Raw genomic sequence first — 16,735 nt, forward strand, 5'->3', positions numbered from 1 at the left:
GGACGGACACATGTCCTCCACGGTGCCCAGCGCCGTCAAGCGGCCACGACGGCCCAAGGGCCGCATCGGCGGCCACGGGTGGGTCGCACCCGTACTCCTGATCCTGCCGACCGTCATCGTCATCGGTGTCTTCGTCTACGGCCTGATCGGGTCCAACATCAACACGTCCCTGCAGGACCGCCACAGCATCGGGCCGTCCCAGGGCTTTGCCGGTCTGGACAACTATCGCGACCTGTTCGCCGACGACGACTTCATCTACTCGCTGCGCAACCTGCTGCTCTACACCGCGACGTTCCTCGTCGGCACCCTGTGCCTGGGGTTCCTGTGGGCGTGGCTGCTCGAGCGCAAGGCTCGCGGCGAGTCGCTGTTCCGGGCCATCTATCTGTTCCCGATGGCGGTCTCGTTCGTCGCCTCCGGTGTGGTCTGGCGCTGGCTGCTCAACAACGCCGAGGGTGACCGTGCCTCCGGCCTGAACCGGCTCTTCGACACCCTCCACCTCGACTTCCTGCAGAACCCGTGGTGGACCCACGAGCGGTGGGGTATCCTCGCGATCGCGGTCCCCGCGATCTGGCAGCTCAGCGGCTACGTGATGGCGCTCTTCCTGGCCGGCTTCCGCGGCATTCCCGAGGAGCTGCGCGAGGCGGCCCGGATGGACGGTGCCTCGGAGTGGCAGCTCTACCGCCACGTCATCTTCCCGCAGCTGAGCCCGGTCGCCCTCTCGGCGATCATCATCATCGGCCACATGTCGCTGAAGGTCTTCGACCTGATCATGGCCATCGCGGGCCAGACCAACTACACGACCCAGGTGCCGGCCACCCAGATGTGGATCGAGTTCACTCGCGGCGACTACGCGAAGTCGGCCGCCATCGGCACGATCCTGCTGGTGATCGTGGCCATCCTGATCGTTCCCTACCTCGTCTCGACCTACCGTCAGGAGCGCCGCCGATGACTACTGATGCCATCCCGGCAGCCGTCGCGAGCAAGATCCCGGGCGAGCGTTCGCGCGGGATCTGGCGCGCCGTCAAGTACGTCCTGCTGATCACCTTCGCGCTGATCGTCCTGCTCCCGGCGTACGTGCTGCTCGTCACCAGCTTCAAGGGGCTGGGCGACGCGACCCCCGCCAACGCCTGGAAGCTCCCCGAGTCCTGGGAGACGGCCGGCTGGGCGCGCGCCTGGGAGCAGCTCGGGCCGGCCCTGGGACGTACCTTCGCCATGGTCATCCCGGCCTCGATCATCTCCTCGGTGCTCGGCTCGATGAACGGTTTCGTGCTCTCGAAGTGGCGCTTCCCGGGCGCCGACGTGGTGTTCACCCTGATCCTGTTCGGGATGTTCATCCCCTACCAGGCCGTGATGGTTCCGCTGGTCCAGCTGATGAGCAACCTCGGTGTCCCCTCGGGCGTCCCGAGCCTGATCGTGCTGCACGTGGTCTACGGCCTGCCGATCACCACGTTGATCTTCCGCAACTACTACGCGGGGGTCCCGGTCGAGCTCGTCGAGGCTGCTCGGGTCGACGGCGCCGGCATGCTCCGGACGTACGCCTCGATCATCCTGCCGATCTCCGCGCCGGCGTTCGTGGTGGTGCTGATGTGGCAGTTCACCTCGGCGTGGAACGACTACCTGTTCGCGCTCTTCTTCTCCACCTCGCGCAACGGGCCGGTGACGATCGCGCTCAACTTCCTGGCGAGCGGTCAGCTGCAGGACTACTCCGCCAGCATGGCGGGCGCGCTGATCGCGTCGGTCCCGACCCTGATCATCTACATCCTGCTCGGCCGCTACTTCGTGGGCGGGCTGATGGCAGGCTCGGTCAAGGGATGATCGATGCGGACGCCGAGTGCCGCCGGCTGGCCGGGTTCGCCCGGCCGTCGGCGGCCTCGCCGGCCGGCTTCTGGTGGCTGGACGAGTCGGGTCGCCCGGACCCGGCCGAGCCGGTGCACACCTGGATCACCGCCCGGATGACCCACGTCTTCGCCCTTGCCCACCTGCGCGGGGAGGTCGACGACGCCGCCGACGTCGCCGCCCACGGCATCCGGGCGCTGTCGGGCGCGCTGCGCGACGACGAGCTCGGTGGCTGGTACGCCTCGGTCTCGGCCGAGGGCGAACCGGTCGGCACCTTGAAGGAGGCCTACGCCCACGCCTTCGTGATCCTGGCCGCGAGCAGCGGCGTCGCGGCGGGCGTACCCGGTGCGGACGCGCTGCTCGATGAGGCGCTCGGGGTGATGCAGCAGCACTTCCTCGACGACTCCGGCCGGGTGGTCGACAGTCTCGAGCGCGACCTTCGTTCGGGGGAGGCCTACCGGGGTGCCAACTCCAGCATGCACACCGTGGAGGCGTTCCTGGCCGCGGGCGACGTCACCGGCGACGCGGCCTGGCACCACCGGGCGCTCGCGATCGCCGAGCACCTGATCCATGGGGTCGCCCGCTCCCACGCCTACGACCTTCCCGAGCACTTCGACCTCTCCTGGTCACCGCTGCTCGACTACAACGCCGACCGTCCCGGCGACCCGTTCCGACCCTACGGCTGCACGCCCGGGCATCTGCTGGAGTGGTCCCGGCTGCTCCTGCACCTGGACGCCTCGTTGCCGGATCCGCCCTCGTGGCTGGTCGAGGACGCGCGGGCGCTCTTCGCGCGCGCGGTCGAGGTCGGCTGGGTCGACTCCGGCGACGGGCCCGGATTCGTCTACACGACCTCGTGGGACGGGACGCCGGTGACCCAGCTCCGACTGCACTGGGTGGCCGCGGAGGCGCTCGCCGCCGCCGGCGCCCTGCACACCCGCACCGGCGAGGCCGGCTATGACGAGTGGCGCAAGCGGTTCGAGGCGTACATCGAGACCCACCTGATCGACCGCGAGCTCGGCAGCTGGCACCACGAGCTGGACGAGCACAACCGTCCCTCGCACGTGATCTGGCATGGCAAGCCCGACGTCTACCACGCCTACCAGGCCCTGCTGCTCGCCCGGATGCCGCTGGCGCCGGTGCTGTCGGTGCAGCTGGCTCGGCTGGGTGAGGGTCAGGCAGCCTGGAACGAGCGCCGGGAGAGCCCGAGCCCGTAGCCGTCCAGGGTCGTGGTGACCGGGGCGGTCGGGTCCGTGGCCGCGCCCAGGGTGACGAAGAGCGGGGTGAAGTGCTCGACGGTCGGGTGGGCGTACGGCATGCCGGGGGCGGCGGTGCGGAACCTGGCCAGCTCGGCGACGTCGCCGCGGTCGAGGGCGTCGGCGGCCCAGGAGTCGAAGTCGGAGGACCAGCCGGCGGGCTTGTTCTCGGTCATCATCTCGCGGGTGATGAAGGGCAGCCCGTGGGTCATGTGGCCCGAGCCCACGACGAGCACGCCCTCCTCGCGCAGCGGCCGGAGGCGCTCGCCGAGGGCGAGCAGCTTGTCGGGGTCCTCGGTGGGCAGCGAGAGCTGCACGACCGGGATGTCGGCGGCCGGGTACATGATCTTCAGCGGCACCCAGGCGCCGTGGTCGAGGCCGCGGCGGGTGTGCTGGTGGGCGGTCTCGGCGTCGGGCATCAGCGCCGCGGTGGTGCGGGCGAGCTCGCTCGCGTCCGGGGTGTCGTAGCGCACCGAGTGGTAGATCGGGTCGAAGCCTCCGAAGTCGTAGACCAGCTCGTCGGGGCGGGTCGCGCTGATCGAGAGCGGCGCCGACTCCCAGTGGGCGGAGATGACCAGGATGGCCTTCGGTCGGGGTAGCGACCGCGCCCAGGCGTGCAGCGGGTCGAGCCACTCCGGGCTCTGCAGCGGCAGCGGGCCACCGCCGTGGGACAGGTAGAGGCTCGGCAGCGGCCCGTCGGCCGGCGTCCAGACGCGATGCGGGTCGGCCGCCTCGCGTGCCTGGACCGTCCGCAGGTGCTGGGCGAACGGATGCGTCTGGGGGAGGCGGGCATCCGCGGCGGCGGTCGTGCTCTCGGGTGCGGTGGTCATGGCGGGCTCCTGCGGTTCGACCAATAGTTGTTGCTTGAACTAACTCTAGGCGACCGTTGTTTGTTCCGGGCAACTTTCTGCGGCACACTCCCTGGCGTGGAGGGCAACTGGCTGTCGCCGGCGGAGCGGGTGGCATGGGTTCGCCTCATCGCCGTGCTCGAGCTGCTCCCGGGGGCTCTCGACTCCCAGCTGCGTCGGGATGCAGGCCTGACCCATTTCGACTACGGCGTGCTGGCCATGCTCTCCGAGGTGCCCGACCGGACCCTGCGGATGACCGAGCTGGCCGGCTACACCAACTCGACGCTGCCGCGGCTCTCCAACGTCGTCAAGCGCCTGGTCGACCGCGGCCTCATCGAGCGCCACACCTGCCCGGGCGACCGCCGCGCGACCAACGTACGTCTCACCGAGGCCGGCCACGAGAAGATGGTCGCCTCCGCCCCCGGTCACGTGGACGCGGTGCGCGAGTACGTCTTCGACTCGCTGAGTCCTGAGCAGGTGGGCCAGCTGGCCGAGATCGCCGGGACCATCCTCGATCGTCTGGATCCGACCGGTGCGAGGAGACCGCCCATCGACCCCGAGGCGGGTTGAGGATCCGCGGAGGGGTGGGCGTCCGCGCGTCGGGTCAGTTTAGGCTACCCTAACCTTGTGAACCGTCGTTTCCGCATGGCCCCGCTCGCGGCCGTCGCCGCCTCCGCCGCTCTCGTACTCACCGCGTGCGGCGCCTCCACCGACGCCTCCGAGGGAGACGGGGCCGGCTCCGGTTTCGTCCATGAGGACGCTCGCGGCAAGACGGTCGAGATCGACGGCAGCCCGAAGACCGTCGTGGCCCAGGCGAGCGCCGCGGCGGCGCTGTGGGACAACGGCTACCAGGTGGCCGGCGTCTACGGCGACCTGCCCGAGCCGCCGAACTACCTGACCGGCAACCTCGACGTCTCGAAGACGAAGGTCCTCGGCAAGGCCTGGGGTGAGTTCAACGTCGAGGAGTACGCGGCGATGAACCCCGACCTGCTGATCGACATGACCTTCGACGGCAAGACCCTCTGGTACGCCGGTGAGGTCGAGAAGCAGGTCGACAAGCTCGCCCCCACGCTGGCTATGCCGCTGACCGGGCTCTCGGTGACCGAGCAGATCGAGGCGTTCCACGCGCTGGCCGAGGACCTCGGCGCCGAGCCGGAGATCGAGGAGGCCAAGGCCGAGTTCGAGGACGCCGTCGCGCGGATCAAGGCGGCGGTGAAGAAGAACCCCGACCTCACCGTGGTCGCGGCTTCGACCTACGGCGAGGAGATCTACTTCGCCAACGCGCCCGAGCACCCCGACCTCGCCTACCTCGCCGAGCTCGGTGTGAAGTTCCCGAAGGTGAGCCCCGACGAGCAGGGCATCTTCGAGCCGGTCAGCCTGGAGAACATCAGCAAATACCACGCCGACGTGCTCCTGGTCGACGCTCGCGACCCCGGTGGTCTCGAGGAGCTGAAGACGAAGGACATCTTCAAGCGGCTGCCTGCCGTCGCCGGTGGCCAGCAGGACCTCTGGTACCCCGCTGCGCCCTACAGCTACCAGGCCTACGCCGAGGTCTTCAGCGGCTACGCCGACCAGCTCGAGGCCGCCCAGGTCCTCGAGCAGAGCTGACGGGCACGACGTGCGTCTCAGTGACCTCGCCTCGGGCGAGGCCGTCACGGCGCGCGCGGACCACACCAGGGTGCAGGTTCCGCGTGGACCCGCGCCCCTCGCCCTCCGGGTGACCGCGGCGGTCGTGGATCTCGGCCTCGTGGCCCTCCCGCTGGTCCTCGGAGCGCTGGTCGTGCACTCGCTGCGTGACGCGAACGGCGGCGGCACCGTGGATCGGGTGGTCTTCGGCGGCTTCGCTCTCGCCGTCGCGGCAGCCGTCATCGTGTGGAACCGCGGGTTCGCCCAGGGCCGGCGGGGAGCCTCGACCGGCAAGACCTGGCTCGGGCTGATCGCCCGAGGCCACGACGGCCGTCCCCTCGGCGTACGCCGCAGCCTCCTGTTCGCGCCGCGAGAGATCGTGCGCCGGGTCACGGCGATGGACGAGGGCTTCGCCGAGATCGAGGTCGACCTCACCCCGGCGAAGCTGCGGTTGCGCCGGATGACCGGCCTCCTCGCGCTGCTGGTGATCCTGGCGGTCCTGCTCCTGGCGAGCGTCGCCGTCGGTTCCCGGCCGCTGGGCTTCGGCGAGATCTGGCACGGTCTCCTCCCGCCCTACGCCACCACCCCGACCGAGGCCGACCTGATCGTCCGCGACCTGCGTACGCCCCGCACCCTCCTCGGCCTCGTCACAGGCATCGCGCTCGGCCTCGCCGGAGGGCTCATCCAGGGGCACACCCGCAACCCGCTCGCCGACCCCGGCATCCTCGGCGTCAGCGCCGGCGCCGCCTGCGCGGTGGTTCTGGCGATCACGTTCCTCGGCGTGACGAGCCCGGTCGGCTACATCTGGTTCGCGCTCGCGGGCGCCCTGATCACCAGCCTCGCCGTCTTCGGACTCTCCGCTGTCGGGAGCGGCAGCCCTTCACCGGTCTCCCTCGTGCTCGGCGGCGCTGCGGTGGCGGCCTTCCTCTCCGCCGTCACCTCCGCCGTGGTGCTCCTCGACCAGACCACCCTCGACGCCTACCGCTTCTGGATCGTCGGCTCGGTCGCCGGCCGAGGGCTCGAGATCCTGGTGCCGCTGCTGCCGTTCTTCGCCCTCGGCTTCGTGCTCGCCATGGTCAACGCGCCCGGGCTCAACGTGCTCAGCCTCGGTGAGGAGGTCGCCCGCTCGCTCGGCACCAACGTCGCGCTGAACCGCACCCTCGGGATCACCGCGATCACCCTGCTCGCCGGCGCGGCCACCGCGGCCTGCGGGCCGATCGCGTTCATCGGCCTCGCGGTGCCTCACATCGCGCGGGCGTTCACCGGGCCGGACTACCGATGGCTTCTGCCGTGCTCCGCCCTGATCGGCGCCATCATGCTCATCACCTGCGACATCCTCGGCCGGGTCGCCGCGCGTCCCGGAGAGCTCCAGGTCGGCATCGTCCTCGCGCTGGTGGGCTCGCCGTTCTTCATCGCTCTCGTACGCCGTCGGAAGCTGGTGACCCTGTGACGACGACGCTCGTGCCCGGTCGTCCGCGCTTCGGGTGGGGGCCGGTGACGATGGTCTGGCGCCCCCGCCTGGTCGCGGTGAACCTCGGCCTCCTCGTGCTGGTCTTCCTGCTGGTGTGCTTCAACGTCGGCCAGGGCGACTACCCGATCAGCGTGCCGGACACGGCCAAGGTGATCCTCGGCGGCGGGAACGACGCCGAGCGCTTCATCGTCTGGGACCTGCGCCTGCCGCGCTCTGTGGTCGGCCTCCTCGTGGGCGCCGGCTTCGCGATGTCGGGGGCGATCTGGCAGTCGATCACCCGGAACCCGCTGGCGAGCCCGGACCTGCTCGGCATCACCGCGGGCGCCAGCGCCGGTGCGGTCGCTGTGATCGTCTTCGGCGGCACCGCCTTCCTGGGCACCACCATCGGGGTGCCGGCGGCAGCCATGGCGGGCGGACTGCTGACCGGGGTCGTGATCTACCTGCTCGCCTGGCGCCGGGGGATCGAAGGTTTCCGGCTGGTCCTGATCGGGGTGGCCGTCAACGGCATCCTGCTCGCCCTGACCAACTGGATGCTCGTCATCGGCGAGGTCTGGGACGCCCAGGAGGCGACCGTCTGGCTCAACGGGTCGCTCAACGGCAGAGGCTGGGACGACGCCGTGCCCGCCGCCATCGCGGTCGGGGCCATCGGCACGGTCGCCCTGGCCTCGACCTTCCAGCTCTCCGCGCTCAAGCTGGGCGACGACACCGCCCGCGCCCTCGGCGTACGGGTGCAGCTCAGCCAGTCGGTCCTGCTGATCGCCTCGGTCCTGCTGGCCGCCATGTGCGTCACCGCGGCCGGCCCGATCGGGTTCATCGCCTTCGTCGCACCCCAGGTCGCGCTCCGCATCGCGCGCACCCCGGGGCCGCCGCTGCTCGCCTCGGCGCTCACCGGCGCCGCCCTGGTCGTCGGCAGCGACTACGTCGCGCGCGTGCTCCTGCCCGTCGAGCTCCCGGTCGGGATCGTCACCACCGCCATCGGAGGCCCCTTCCTGATGTATCTGATCATCCGCACCAACCGGAGGCTGTCGCGATGACGAACCACCAGATCACGGCCGAGGACCTGGTGCTCGCCTACGGCGACCGGGTCGTCGCCGACGGTCTCACCACCGAGATCCCGTCCGGCAAGGTCACCACGATCATCGGCCCCAACGGCTGCGGCAAGTCGACCTTCCTGCGGGCCGTCGCGCGGCTGCTCAAGCCCCGCTCCGGGCAGGTGCTGCTCGACGGCAAGGCGATCACCTCGATGCGTACCCGTGAGGTCGCGAAGGTGCTCGGCATGCTGCCGCAGTCGCCCACCGCGCCCGAGGGCCTGACCGTCGCCGACCTGGTGGCCAAGGGGCGTCACCCGCACCAGTCGTGGCTACGCCAGTGGTCCAGCGACGATGAGACCGAGGTCGACGCGGCGCTTCGGCTGACCGGGATGCAGGAGCTCGCTGCCCGCCCCGTGGACGAGCTCTCCGGCGGGCAGCGCCAGCGGGCGTGGATCTCGATGGCTCTGGCGCAGGAGACCGACATCCTGCTGCTCGACGAGCCCACCACGTACCTCGATCTGGCTCATCAGGTCGAGGTGCTCGACCTCGTGGACAAGCTCCACGCCGACCTGCAGCGCACCGTCGTCATGGTCCTCCACGACCTCAACCTGGCGGTCCGCTACAGCGATCACCTGATCGTCATGCGCGAGGGGCGCATCGTCACCTCCGGCCCGCCCGACGAACTCATCACCGCAGAGCTGCTCCGCGACGTCTTCGGGCTCGACAGCCAGGTGCTCGCCGACCCGGTCTCGGGCCGCCCGATGATCGTCCCGATCGGCGTACGTCGCGCCGCGCCCAGCGTCCAGCACTGAACGTGCCCCGGAAGACCGGGGAATGATGAAAGGAAACCACGTGCGCAAGCACCTGTCCGGCGTAGCTGCCATGCTCGCCGCCGCCCTCGTCCTCACCGCCTGCGGCAGCAGCTCCTCGGGAGAGGAGGCCGCCGCCGAGACCCGCGAGGTCAAGCACGCCAAGGGCGTGGCCGAGGTGCCCGTGGCCCCGAAGCGGGTCGTGGTCCTGGACACCGGGGAGCTCGACGACGCACTTGCGCTCGGCGTGAAGCCGGTCGGTGCCGTACGCGTCGACGTGGCCACCGGCTTCCTCAGCTACCTCGGCGACCAGACCGAGGGGATCGAGGAGGTGGGCACCATCTCCGAGCCCAACCTCGAGAAGATCGCGGCCCTCGACCCCGATCTCATCCTCTCCAGCACGGTCCGTCACGAGGCGATCTACGAGCAGCTGAACGCGATCGCCCCGACCGTGCTCGCGCCCGACCTCGGCGACACCTGGAAGGACAACTTCCTGCTGTACGCCGACGCGCTCAACAAGACCGCTGAGGCGAAGAAGATGCTCGCCGACTTCGAGAGCGACGCCGCCGCGCTCGGCGATACCGTCGGCACCGGCGAGACCGTGTCGATCGTCCGGTTCCTCCCCGGCCAGATCCGGCTCTACTCCGACAAGTCCTTCTCCGGCGTCATCCTCGACGACATGGGCCTGACCGTTCCGGAGCAGGCGGTGGGCGAGGACACCTACCTCGAGATCTCGCCCGAGCAGGTCACCACCGCCCAGGCCGACCATCTCTACGTCAGCACCTACGGGCCGGAGGGCGACACCGACAAGGCCAAGGTGCTCGGCGGGCCGCTGTGGCAGCGGATCCCCGCGGTCGAGTCCGGTCAGGTCCACGACATCAACGACGACCTGCTCAGCGGCATCGGCATCCAGGCCGCGCAGCAGATCCTCGCCCAGTTCGAGAAGGAGCTCGGCTGAGCTGACCACGCGGACGCCGGTATCGAGTCGCAGTGAGCTGCGCTCCATACTGGCGTCCATGCGGTTCGATGAACGCTATATCGCCCGGGTAACCCTCGATCCCCGCCATGACACCGGGCGGTATCCGTTCACCCTGCCGGTGGTCCGCGAGCTGGCCGGCGGCGACGGGATCGACTTCGACGAGCGGGTCACCTTCCTCGTCGGCGACAACGGCACCGGCAAGTCCACGATCATCGAGGCGATCGCGGTCGCGTCGGGGTTCAACGCCGAGGGCGGCTCCACCTCGTTCCGCTTCGCCACCCGCGCGAGCGAGTCTTCCCTCGCCGACTACATCATGATCCAGCGCGGGCTCAAGCGGCCGCGCACCGGCTACTTCCTGCGTGCGGAGTCGTTCTACAACGTGGCCACCGAGATCGAGCGCCTCGACCTGGATACCTCGGACGCCTACGGCGGGGTCTCGCTGCACGAGCGCTCCCACGGCGAGTCGTTCCTCGACCTGGTGATGCACCGGTTCGGGCCCGGCGGGCTCTACATCCTCGACGAACCCGAGGCCGCGCTCTCGGTCAAGGGCTGCCTGGCGCTGGTCGCGCGCATCATCGAGCTCGCCGACGAGAGGTCCCAGTTCATCATCGCCACCCATTCCCCGGTCCTGCTCTCGGTGCCCGGAGCGAGGATCCTGCAGTTCGACGAGGACGGGCGTATCGGGCAGGTCTCCTATGACGACGCCGAACCGGTCAACCTGACTCGTCGGTTCTTGTCGGACCCGTCGCGGTATCTGCGGTACGTCCTGGAGGACTAATGGCATGGCCGCGGTTTCTGTGGTGCTGGTGCCTTGTGCCTGAGTTCCAGCGTGGGTGGGGCCAATACGTGTTTGGGTTGGGAGATTTAGAAGCAGGGTGTCTGGGTGGGGTGCCATTTGGCTGTCTTGCGGGCTTCCAGCAGCGGTCTGGCTTCGGCTTGGGATACCTGTCCCTGATTGGGTTCATTGGGTTTGGGTTGTGTGGTAGGCTCGGCGCAGGCGTAAACGTGAAGGCCGACCACCTCGAAAGAGGCGTGCCCTATCCATCCGAGACACAACGGGTGCGGGGTAATCCAGGGGAACCAGGGGCGTGAACGCTGAGCTGCGAGGGTAAGTAATAGCCCGTACTGCCGGGCCTCCGAGACCAGCGAACCAACCGGGATTCTGCACAGGCAGAAACCCTTGAGTTCGTACGTCGGGAGGTGACCGTGATGACCACGCTGCAACAACCCCAACACCCTGTGCTCGAGGCCGTGGTCGCAGTCACCACTTCGCTTGGTCTGGTTGCGGACGCGAATCCGGCGTTCATGGCCACCGATCAGAAGGCCGCCACGCTACTCGAGATCGCCCGCGCGAAAGCGCAGTTGGCTGAGCTCGAGCTCCGGGTGCTCGCGGCCGCCGATGATGTGGCCGCCGAGTCCGCGGCACGGGATGTGGCGGCGTGGCTGCATCACCACACCCATCAACGCCCCGAGACCCTGCGCGCCGACCTCCGGCTCGCCCAGGCCCTGGACCGTTCCTACGGGCTGGTCGCGGCCGCGATGCGCGCCGGCGCCTGCAACCCCGCCCAGGCCCACGTCATCGTCGACGCCCTCGACGACCTCCCCGCCGACCTTGATCCGGAGATCAAGACCAAGGCCGAAGAGACCCTGGTCGGCTACGCGACCCGGTTCGACCCCACCCAGCTGCGCCGCCTCGGACGCCGGATCCTCGATGTGATCGCCCCCGAGATCGCCGAGGCCGAGGAAGCCAAACGGCTCGCTGCGGAGGAGGCCCACGCCCGGAAGAAGACCCGGCTGGCGATGCGGCGGCTCGGGGACGGCACCACCCGGATCTCCGCGGTCATCCCCGATGCGGCCGCGGACCGGCTGGCCACCAACCTGGAAGCCTTCGCATCACCCCGCCGTGATGACGGCACCCGCACCGAGACCGGTGAGTACCTGCCCTACGACCGGCGCCTGGGCCGGGCGTTCTGCCAACTCCTCGAGACCCTCGACCCGGCCCGGCTCCCGATCCACGGCGGGGATGCGACCACCGTGATCGTCACGATCGATATCGACCAACTGCGCAAGGAAGCCGGCATCGCCCAGATCCTCGGCGGCACCCCGATCACCGCGGCCGAAGCCCGCCGGCTCGCGTGCACCGCGAACGTCATCCCGGCCGTCCTCGGTGGTGACTCGGAGGTCCTCGACTTCGGACGCAAGGAACGCTTCTTCACCGCCGCCCAACGCCGAGCCCTGCTCCTGCGGTCGGCGACCTGTGAGGCCGAGGGCTGCGACATCCCCGGCACCTGGGCCGAAGCCCACCACCGGATCGAATGGGCCCAAGGCGGCCTGACAGACCTCGACAACGCCGCCCTGCTCTGTGCCCATCACCACCACCGCGCCCACGACACCGCATATCTCCACGAACGCCTACCCAACGGCGATGTTCGCTTCACCAGACGCAGATAGGCCGACTCATCGAGCAGAATCATCGCGACCCGTCGGCTTCGAAGCGGCGTGGCTCCAGCATGCCTTCGCGACGCGGTAATGCCGAAGCGCCCTTTGTCCGCGCCCTCGCCTCGCGGCGGCGCCATTGTTCAGCAGCCTCCTAGGGCGCGCTGATCAAGTCCGATCCGTCCAGATCAGCGATGAGCGGAGCGCTGCGAGTCTCAACGTCGGTGGCGCAGCGTAACCTCCGCCCAGTGGCAGTGAACAGGACTCCAGGACCCCGCGTCGTGATGATGTGCGGGCCAGGTGGTGCAGGAAAGACCACATACGCCAAGCGCCTGGAGCGCGAGAGTTGGACGCGTTTGTCGTTCGAGGTGGAGTTCTGGGATCGCGGAATCACGACGATGCCCTCCGCCGAAGTGGTCGCCGAGGTGGCAGCAGACCTGAAGGCGCGCTTGCTGCGCCATGTCGCGGTGGGGAACGATGTCGTGCTCGACTTCGGATTCTGGTTCCGGCGACAACGCGATGAGTACCGTGCACTGCTCGCACCCCAAGGCATCGTGCCGGAGACTGTTTACATCGCGACGAGTCTCGAGACCATCCTGAGCCGAGTCGGTGACCGACTCGGCAGGTCGGCGGACGATTGGCCGCTCACCGAGAAGACGGCGACTGAATACTTCGAGAGGTTCGAGCCGCCGACGCCCGAGGAGGGACCGCTCAAGGTGGTCCGCCAGGCAGTGTGAGTGCGGTTCGCACGCTGGGCTGAGGACGGCACCTGGTTGAAGGCTCGGACCCACGAGGTCGGTCCGAGCCTTCAACGTTTCCACACCCGCCCAATCGCGCGCCCGGCGTCAGGCCAGCTGGGTCACCTCGCGCCGGAACGGCACCTCGTCGTTGGAGGGCAGGACGGCGTCGAACTCCTCGGCCGCGCGCCGGCCGGACCAGACGGCGGCCGCGATGGTGCCGGGGCCCCAGGAGTCGCCGATGCCGCGTACGGAGGCGAGATCGCCGGCGTCGCGACGAGCGACGAGGTCGAGGTAGAGCTCCTCGCGCGGAAGGCGGGCGGTCACCATGACGACGGCGTCGCAGTCGAGGTCACGCTCGACGCCGGCGTAGACGTCCTGCACCCGGACACCGCCGGCCCCGACGGACATGACCGCGTGGTCGGTCACCCGGGTGATGCCGTTCTCGATGAGGCGTCGCTGGATCCGGTTGATCTCGAAGGTGTTGTTGGTCCACGACGACACCTGCGCACCGGTGGTGACGATCGAGACGTCGTAGCCCTTCTGCGCGAGCAGTTCGGCGAGGACACCTCCCAGGTAGTAGTGGTCGTCGTCGTAGACGACGACCTTCTTGCCGTCGGGCAGCCGGCCGGCGAAGAGGTCGTCGGGCCCGAGCACCTGCATGCCCTCGGCGATCGGCATCGCGGTGGTGTGGAAGCGGGCGACGCCGTCGGTACGCCAGGTAGCACCGGTCGCGGTGATGACGTGCTCGAAGCCGAACTCGACGATGTCTTCGCCGGTCATCGGACTCTCGCGGTAGATCTCGACGTTGGGGAGGTCGGCGAGGACGGCCTCGCGGTACTCCTTGACCCGGCCCCAGGCCGACAGACCCGGCAGCTTCGACTCCGCCGTCACCCGGCCGCCGAGGTCGCGGCCGGCCTCGGCCAGCACGACGTCGTAGCCGCGTACGCCGAGCGCCCGGGCCGCCTCCAGGCCGGACGGACCGGCGCCGACGACGAGGATGCGGGAGTCGCTCTCCTTGGCGCGGATCCGCTCCGGGTGCCAGCCGCGGCGCCACTCCTCCCCCATGCTCGGGTTCTGGGTGCAGCGGATCGGCGACATGGTGAGGTCGCCGGAGACGCAGATGTTGCAGCCGATGCACTCGCGGATCAGGTTGAGCCGGCCGTCGCGGATCTTGTTCGGCAGGAACGGGTCCGCGATCGACGGGCGCGCGGCGCCGATCAGGTCGAGGATGCCGGCCTTGACCTGTCGCACCATCGCGTCCGGCGAGGTGAACCGGCCGACGCCGACGACGGGCTTGGAGGTGAGCTTCTTCAGCCCGGCGACAAACTGCTCCTGGCGGCCCTCGGGAGCGAACCGCGAGGTGACCGAGTCGCCCTCCCAGCTGCCCATCGCGAAGTCCCACAGATCCGGCAGCTCGCCGAGCTCGCCCAGCACGCCCTCGATGTCCTCGCGGGTGATGCCGCCGTCGATCTCCTCCTCGACCGTGATCCGGCAGGCCACCGCGGCCCGGCCGGCGACCTCGTCGATCGTGTCCTCGAGGAGCTCGCGCAGCAGTCGCATCCGGTTCTCGAGCGAGCCGCCGTACGCGTCGGTGCGGTTGTTGTAGCGCCGCGAGAGGAAGTGGTGCGGGGTGCCGTAGCCGTGGGCGCCGTAGACGTAGACGACGTCGTAGCCGGCCTCGAGGGAGCGGCGTACGGCATTGCGGTGCCAGCGCCGCAGGTCCTCGATGTCCTGCAGCGACATGGCCCGGGCCTGGACCGGCGCGATGGTGTCGGGAGCGACCGGGAGGTGCGCGGGCCCGAGCGGGGTCTCGCGGCTGAGCTGGTTCGGCGCGTTCATGCCGTTGTGCGCCAGCTCGATGCCGGCCAGCCCGCCGCCCTCGTGGATCGCGTCGGCGATCCGGGTGAGCGCGGGCAGGTCCTGGTCGTCCCAGATCCGCAGCTCGATGAACGGAGCGATGTCGGAGGTCGCGTGGATCTCCACCTGCTCGGTGCACACCACAGACCAGCCGCCCTCGGCCTTGATCTTGCGCATCGCCGCCTGGGCGCTGGGGTCGCGGTAGCCCATGCCGTTGCAGTGGGGCACCTGGTAGAAGCGGTTCTTCGTGGTGAACGGCCCGATCTGCACGGGCTCGAACAGGATGTCGTACGGGGCGGCCACGGGCTTCTGCCCAGCGGTCTGCTCGGTCATCGGGTGGGCTCCTCGCTGGGAACGGACGGGACGGGGGCGCCGACCTCGGCGCGGACGCGGGCACCGCGGACGTACCCGATGCCGCACAGCAGAAGCAGGCAGCCGAGGGTGCCGAGCGTGAAGACCTCGAAGGTCAGCTGGCTCACGCCCCAGATCTCCTTGAACGGGTACGCCTCGCCGAACAGCCGCTCGAGGGTGCCCGGGAACACCGCGACCCACGAGCCGAGCAGGACCCAGGCGAAGGCCAGCCAGCCGAGCATCGCGAAGCCGCGGTCGGAGACCGGGACCCGGAAGGGACGCGGGCGGTCGGGGTAGCGGGTACGCAGCCGGATCGCGGCCGGGATGACCAGCAGGTAGCTGAGCAGGAAGGTGGAGATCGAGATGGTGAGGACGACGCCGAAGATCGACGCCCCCGAGCCGGTCACCTGCATCGCGACGAGCAGGAACACCGTGGCCACGACACCGGAGAGCATGTTGACCCGCACCGGCGTACCGAGGCCCTCGTGGAACCGGCCGAAGAACCCGCCGAAGAAGGCACCGTCGGCAGCGGTCATCGCCTGCATGCGGTCGGAGATGATCATCCACGCCGCACCCTGGCTCATCAGGATGTAGACGAAGACGACGGCGGTGAGCGTGAGCAGCGGCTCGGCCGCGGCGCCGTAGACGGAGTAGACGGTGCCGACGGCGTCGAGGAGGCCGCCGATGCCGGTGATGTCGTCGCTGGGGACGACGAGCAGGATCGCGAAGATCGGCACCAGGTAGCAGACCGCGGCGGTCGCGCAGGAGCGGAAGATCGAGACCGGTACGTCGCGGGCCGGGTTCTCCATCTCACCGGCGGCGCTGTTGGAGGACTCGAAGCCGAGGTAGGCGAAGAGCAGGATCGGGACCGACCCGAACAGGCCGAGCAGGGTCGGGCTGAAGGCGCCGCCGCTGAGGTCGACGACGCCGTTCTTCGCGGCGTAGATGATCGTGGTCAGCACGAAGAAGGCGAGCAGGCCGACCTTGAGGATCGCGCCGCTGGTCGGCAGCCACTTGCCCTTGGCCAGGCTGGCGATCGCGGCGACCACGGTGATCCAGATGAACACGATCTTGAAGAGATAGTCGCCGAGCGAGCCGTGCTCGAGCGGGGTGATGTAGACGCTCACGGTCTCCGCGGCCAGGAAGGCCATCGAGCCACCGACCCACACCGGCTGGGTGATCCAGGTCAGGATCGCGGCCACCGCGGCAGCCGGGCGGCCGAAGGCGTCCCGGACCCAGGTGTAGGCCCCACCCTCCTCGCTGAACGCCGCCCCGGTCTCGGCGAAGATCAGGCCGTACGGCACGAGGAAGAACACCGCGAGCACGAGGGCCCAGGTGAACGCCTCGGCGCCGTAGAGCGAGACCTGCCCGAGGGTCTCGAGGCCGACGACGGCGGCGATGAGCAGGAAGACGATGTCGAAGCGTCGCAGCGTCTTGCGTAGATGTGACTGTTGCTCGGCCGCTAGGGCGGTCGGCTGGTTGGTCTGCGTCATGGTGT

General features: G+C 69.5%; 15 protein-coding genes. 12 read left to right on the forward strand and 3 right to left on the reverse strand.

Features of this window, described 5'->3' with window-relative positions; all coding sequences use genetic code 11:
• Positions 1-10: 10 nt before the first annotated feature.
• From ACFX43_RS25500 to ACFX43_RS25510, 3 genes are read left to right on the forward strand one after another with little or no spacing between them, the layout of a single operon-like run.
• Positions 11-949, forward strand: a complete 939-nt coding sequence (locus ACFX43_RS25500) for a carbohydrate ABC transporter permease (protein WP_378837625.1) — start codon at positions 11-13, stop codon at positions 947-949.
• Entirely contained in the window at positions 946-1,815 is an 870-nt protein-coding gene (locus ACFX43_RS25505) for a carbohydrate ABC transporter permease (RefSeq protein WP_378837630.1), read from the forward strand. The genes ACFX43_RS25500 and ACFX43_RS25505 overlap by 4 nt, the downstream gene beginning before the upstream one ends.
• Positions 1,812-3,050, forward strand: coding sequence for an AGE family epimerase/isomerase (locus ACFX43_RS25510; RefSeq protein WP_378837633.1), 1,239 nt, complete (start codon positions 1,812-1,814; stop codon positions 3,048-3,050). Before ACFX43_RS25505 ends, ACFX43_RS25510 begins: the two co-directional genes overlap by 4 nt.
• Here the strand turns inward: ACFX43_RS25510 and ACFX43_RS25515 are convergent.
• Positions 3,008-3,919, reverse strand: coding sequence for a dioxygenase (locus ACFX43_RS25515; RefSeq protein ID WP_378837638.1), 912 nt, complete (start codon positions 3,917-3,919; stop codon positions 3,008-3,010). The two genes, ACFX43_RS25510 and ACFX43_RS25515, sit on opposite strands and share 43 nt — an antisense overlap.
• Positions 3,920-4,015: 96 nt before the next feature.
• Between ACFX43_RS25515 and ACFX43_RS25520 the strand changes: the two genes are divergently transcribed.
• From ACFX43_RS25520 to ACFX43_RS25560, 9 genes are all read left to right on the forward strand, one after another.
• On the forward strand, positions 4,016-4,507 hold the full coding sequence (locus ACFX43_RS25520) for a MarR family transcriptional regulator (protein WP_355225136.1): 492 nt from the start codon (positions 4,016-4,018) through the stop codon (positions 4,505-4,507).
• A gap of 57 nt (positions 4,508-4,564) precedes the next feature.
• Complete coding sequence (locus ACFX43_RS25525; protein ID WP_378837648.1) at positions 4,565-5,545, forward strand: ABC transporter substrate-binding protein; 981 nt, start codon at positions 4,565-4,567, stop codon at positions 5,543-5,545.
• Positions 5,546-5,555: 10 nt separating this feature from the next.
• The gene (locus ACFX43_RS25530; RefSeq protein WP_378837658.1) at positions 5,556-7,013 is read left to right on the forward strand and encodes a FecCD family ABC transporter permease; all 1,458 of its coding nucleotides are present in this window, start codon (positions 5,556-5,558) and stop codon (positions 7,011-7,013) included.
• Entirely contained in the window at positions 7,010-8,068 is a 1,059-nt protein-coding gene (locus ACFX43_RS25535) for a FecCD family ABC transporter permease (RefSeq protein ID WP_378837662.1), read from the forward strand. Before ACFX43_RS25530 ends, ACFX43_RS25535 begins: the two co-directional genes overlap by 4 nt.
• Positions 8,065-8,877, forward strand: a complete 813-nt coding sequence (locus ACFX43_RS25540) for an ABC transporter ATP-binding protein (RefSeq protein ID WP_378837666.1) — start codon at positions 8,065-8,067, stop codon at positions 8,875-8,877. Before ACFX43_RS25535 ends, ACFX43_RS25540 begins: the two co-directional genes overlap by 4 nt.
• A gap of 40 nt (positions 8,878-8,917) precedes the next feature.
• Complete coding sequence (locus tag ACFX43_RS25545) at positions 8,918-9,832, forward strand: ABC transporter substrate-binding protein (RefSeq protein ID WP_378837674.1); 915 nt, start codon at positions 8,918-8,920, stop codon at positions 9,830-9,832.
• Between the two features lie 58 nt (positions 9,833-9,890).
• A complete protein-coding gene (locus ACFX43_RS25550; protein WP_378837678.1) occupies positions 9,891-10,631 on the forward strand; it encodes an AAA family ATPase in 741 nt (246 codons plus the stop codon).
• Positions 10,632-11,062: 431 nt separating this feature from the next.
• On the forward strand, positions 11,063-12,304 hold the full coding sequence (locus ACFX43_RS25555) for a DUF222 domain-containing protein (RefSeq protein WP_378837683.1): 1,242 nt from the start codon (positions 11,063-11,065) through the stop codon (positions 12,302-12,304).
• A gap of 269 nt (positions 12,305-12,573) precedes the next feature.
• The gene (locus ACFX43_RS25560; protein ID WP_378841141.1) at positions 12,574-13,026 is read left to right on the forward strand and encodes an AAA family ATPase; all 453 of its coding nucleotides are present in this window, start codon (positions 12,574-12,576) and stop codon (positions 13,024-13,026) included.
• Between the two features lie 108 nt (positions 13,027-13,134).
• On the opposite strand, the gene ACFX43_RS25565 is transcribed toward ACFX43_RS25560, so the two are convergent.
• Together ACFX43_RS25565 and ACFX43_RS25570 are read right to left on the reverse strand one after the other, a co-directional pair.
• Positions 13,135-15,219, reverse strand: a complete 2,085-nt coding sequence (locus tag ACFX43_RS25565; RefSeq protein WP_378837687.1) for an FAD-dependent oxidoreductase — start codon at positions 15,217-15,219, stop codon at positions 13,135-13,137.
• Positions 15,216-16,730, reverse strand: coding sequence for an APC family permease (locus ACFX43_RS25570; protein WP_378837692.1), 1,515 nt, complete (start codon positions 16,728-16,730; stop codon positions 15,216-15,218). Before ACFX43_RS25570 ends, ACFX43_RS25565 begins: the two co-directional genes overlap by 4 nt.
• Between the last annotated feature and the right edge of the window lie 5 nt (positions 16,731-16,735).

Origin of the sequence: Nocardioides sp. YIM B13467, assembly GCF_042788075.1 — a bacterium.
Taxonomy (GTDB): Bacteria; Actinomycetota; Actinomycetes; order Propionibacteriales; family Nocardioidaceae; genus Nocardioides.

What these genes read in the sequence shown, in the direction of transcription:
- ACFX43_RS25500 (WP_378837625.1), top strand. Translation starts at nt 11, where the DNA reads ATGTCCTCCACGGTGCCCAGCGCCGTCAAGCGGCCACGACGGCCCAAG.
- ACFX43_RS25505 (WP_378837630.1), top strand. Translation starts at nt 946, where the DNA reads ATGACTACTGATGCCATCCCGGCAGCCGTCGCGAGCAAGATCCCGGGC.
- ACFX43_RS25510 (WP_378837633.1), top strand. Translation starts at nt 1,812, where the DNA reads ATGATCGATGCGGACGCCGAGTGCCGCCGGCTGGCCGGGTTCGCCCGG.
- ACFX43_RS25515 (WP_378837638.1), bottom strand. Translation starts at nt 3,919, where the DNA reads ATGACCACCGCACCCGAGAGCACGACCGCCGCCGCGGATGCCCGCCTC.
- ACFX43_RS25540 (WP_378837666.1), top strand. Translation starts at nt 8,065, where the DNA reads ATGACGAACCACCAGATCACGGCCGAGGACCTGGTGCTCGCCTACGGC.
- ACFX43_RS25550 (WP_378837678.1), top strand. Translation starts at nt 9,891, where the DNA reads ATGCGGTTCGATGAACGCTATATCGCCCGGGTAACCCTCGATCCCCGC.
- ACFX43_RS25555 (WP_378837683.1), top strand. Translation starts at nt 11,063, where the DNA reads ATGACCACGCTGCAACAACCCCAACACCCTGTGCTCGAGGCCGTGGTC.
- ACFX43_RS25560 (WP_378841141.1), top strand. Translation starts at nt 12,574, where the DNA reads ATGATGTGCGGGCCAGGTGGTGCAGGAAAGACCACATACGCCAAGCGC.
- ACFX43_RS25565 (WP_378837687.1), bottom strand. Translation starts at nt 15,219, where the DNA reads ATGACCGAGCAGACCGCTGGGCAGAAGCCCGTGGCCGCCCCGTACGAC.
- ACFX43_RS25570 (WP_378837692.1), bottom strand. Translation starts at nt 16,730, where the DNA reads ATGACGCAGACCAACCAGCCGACCGCCCTAGCGGCCGAGCAACAGTCA.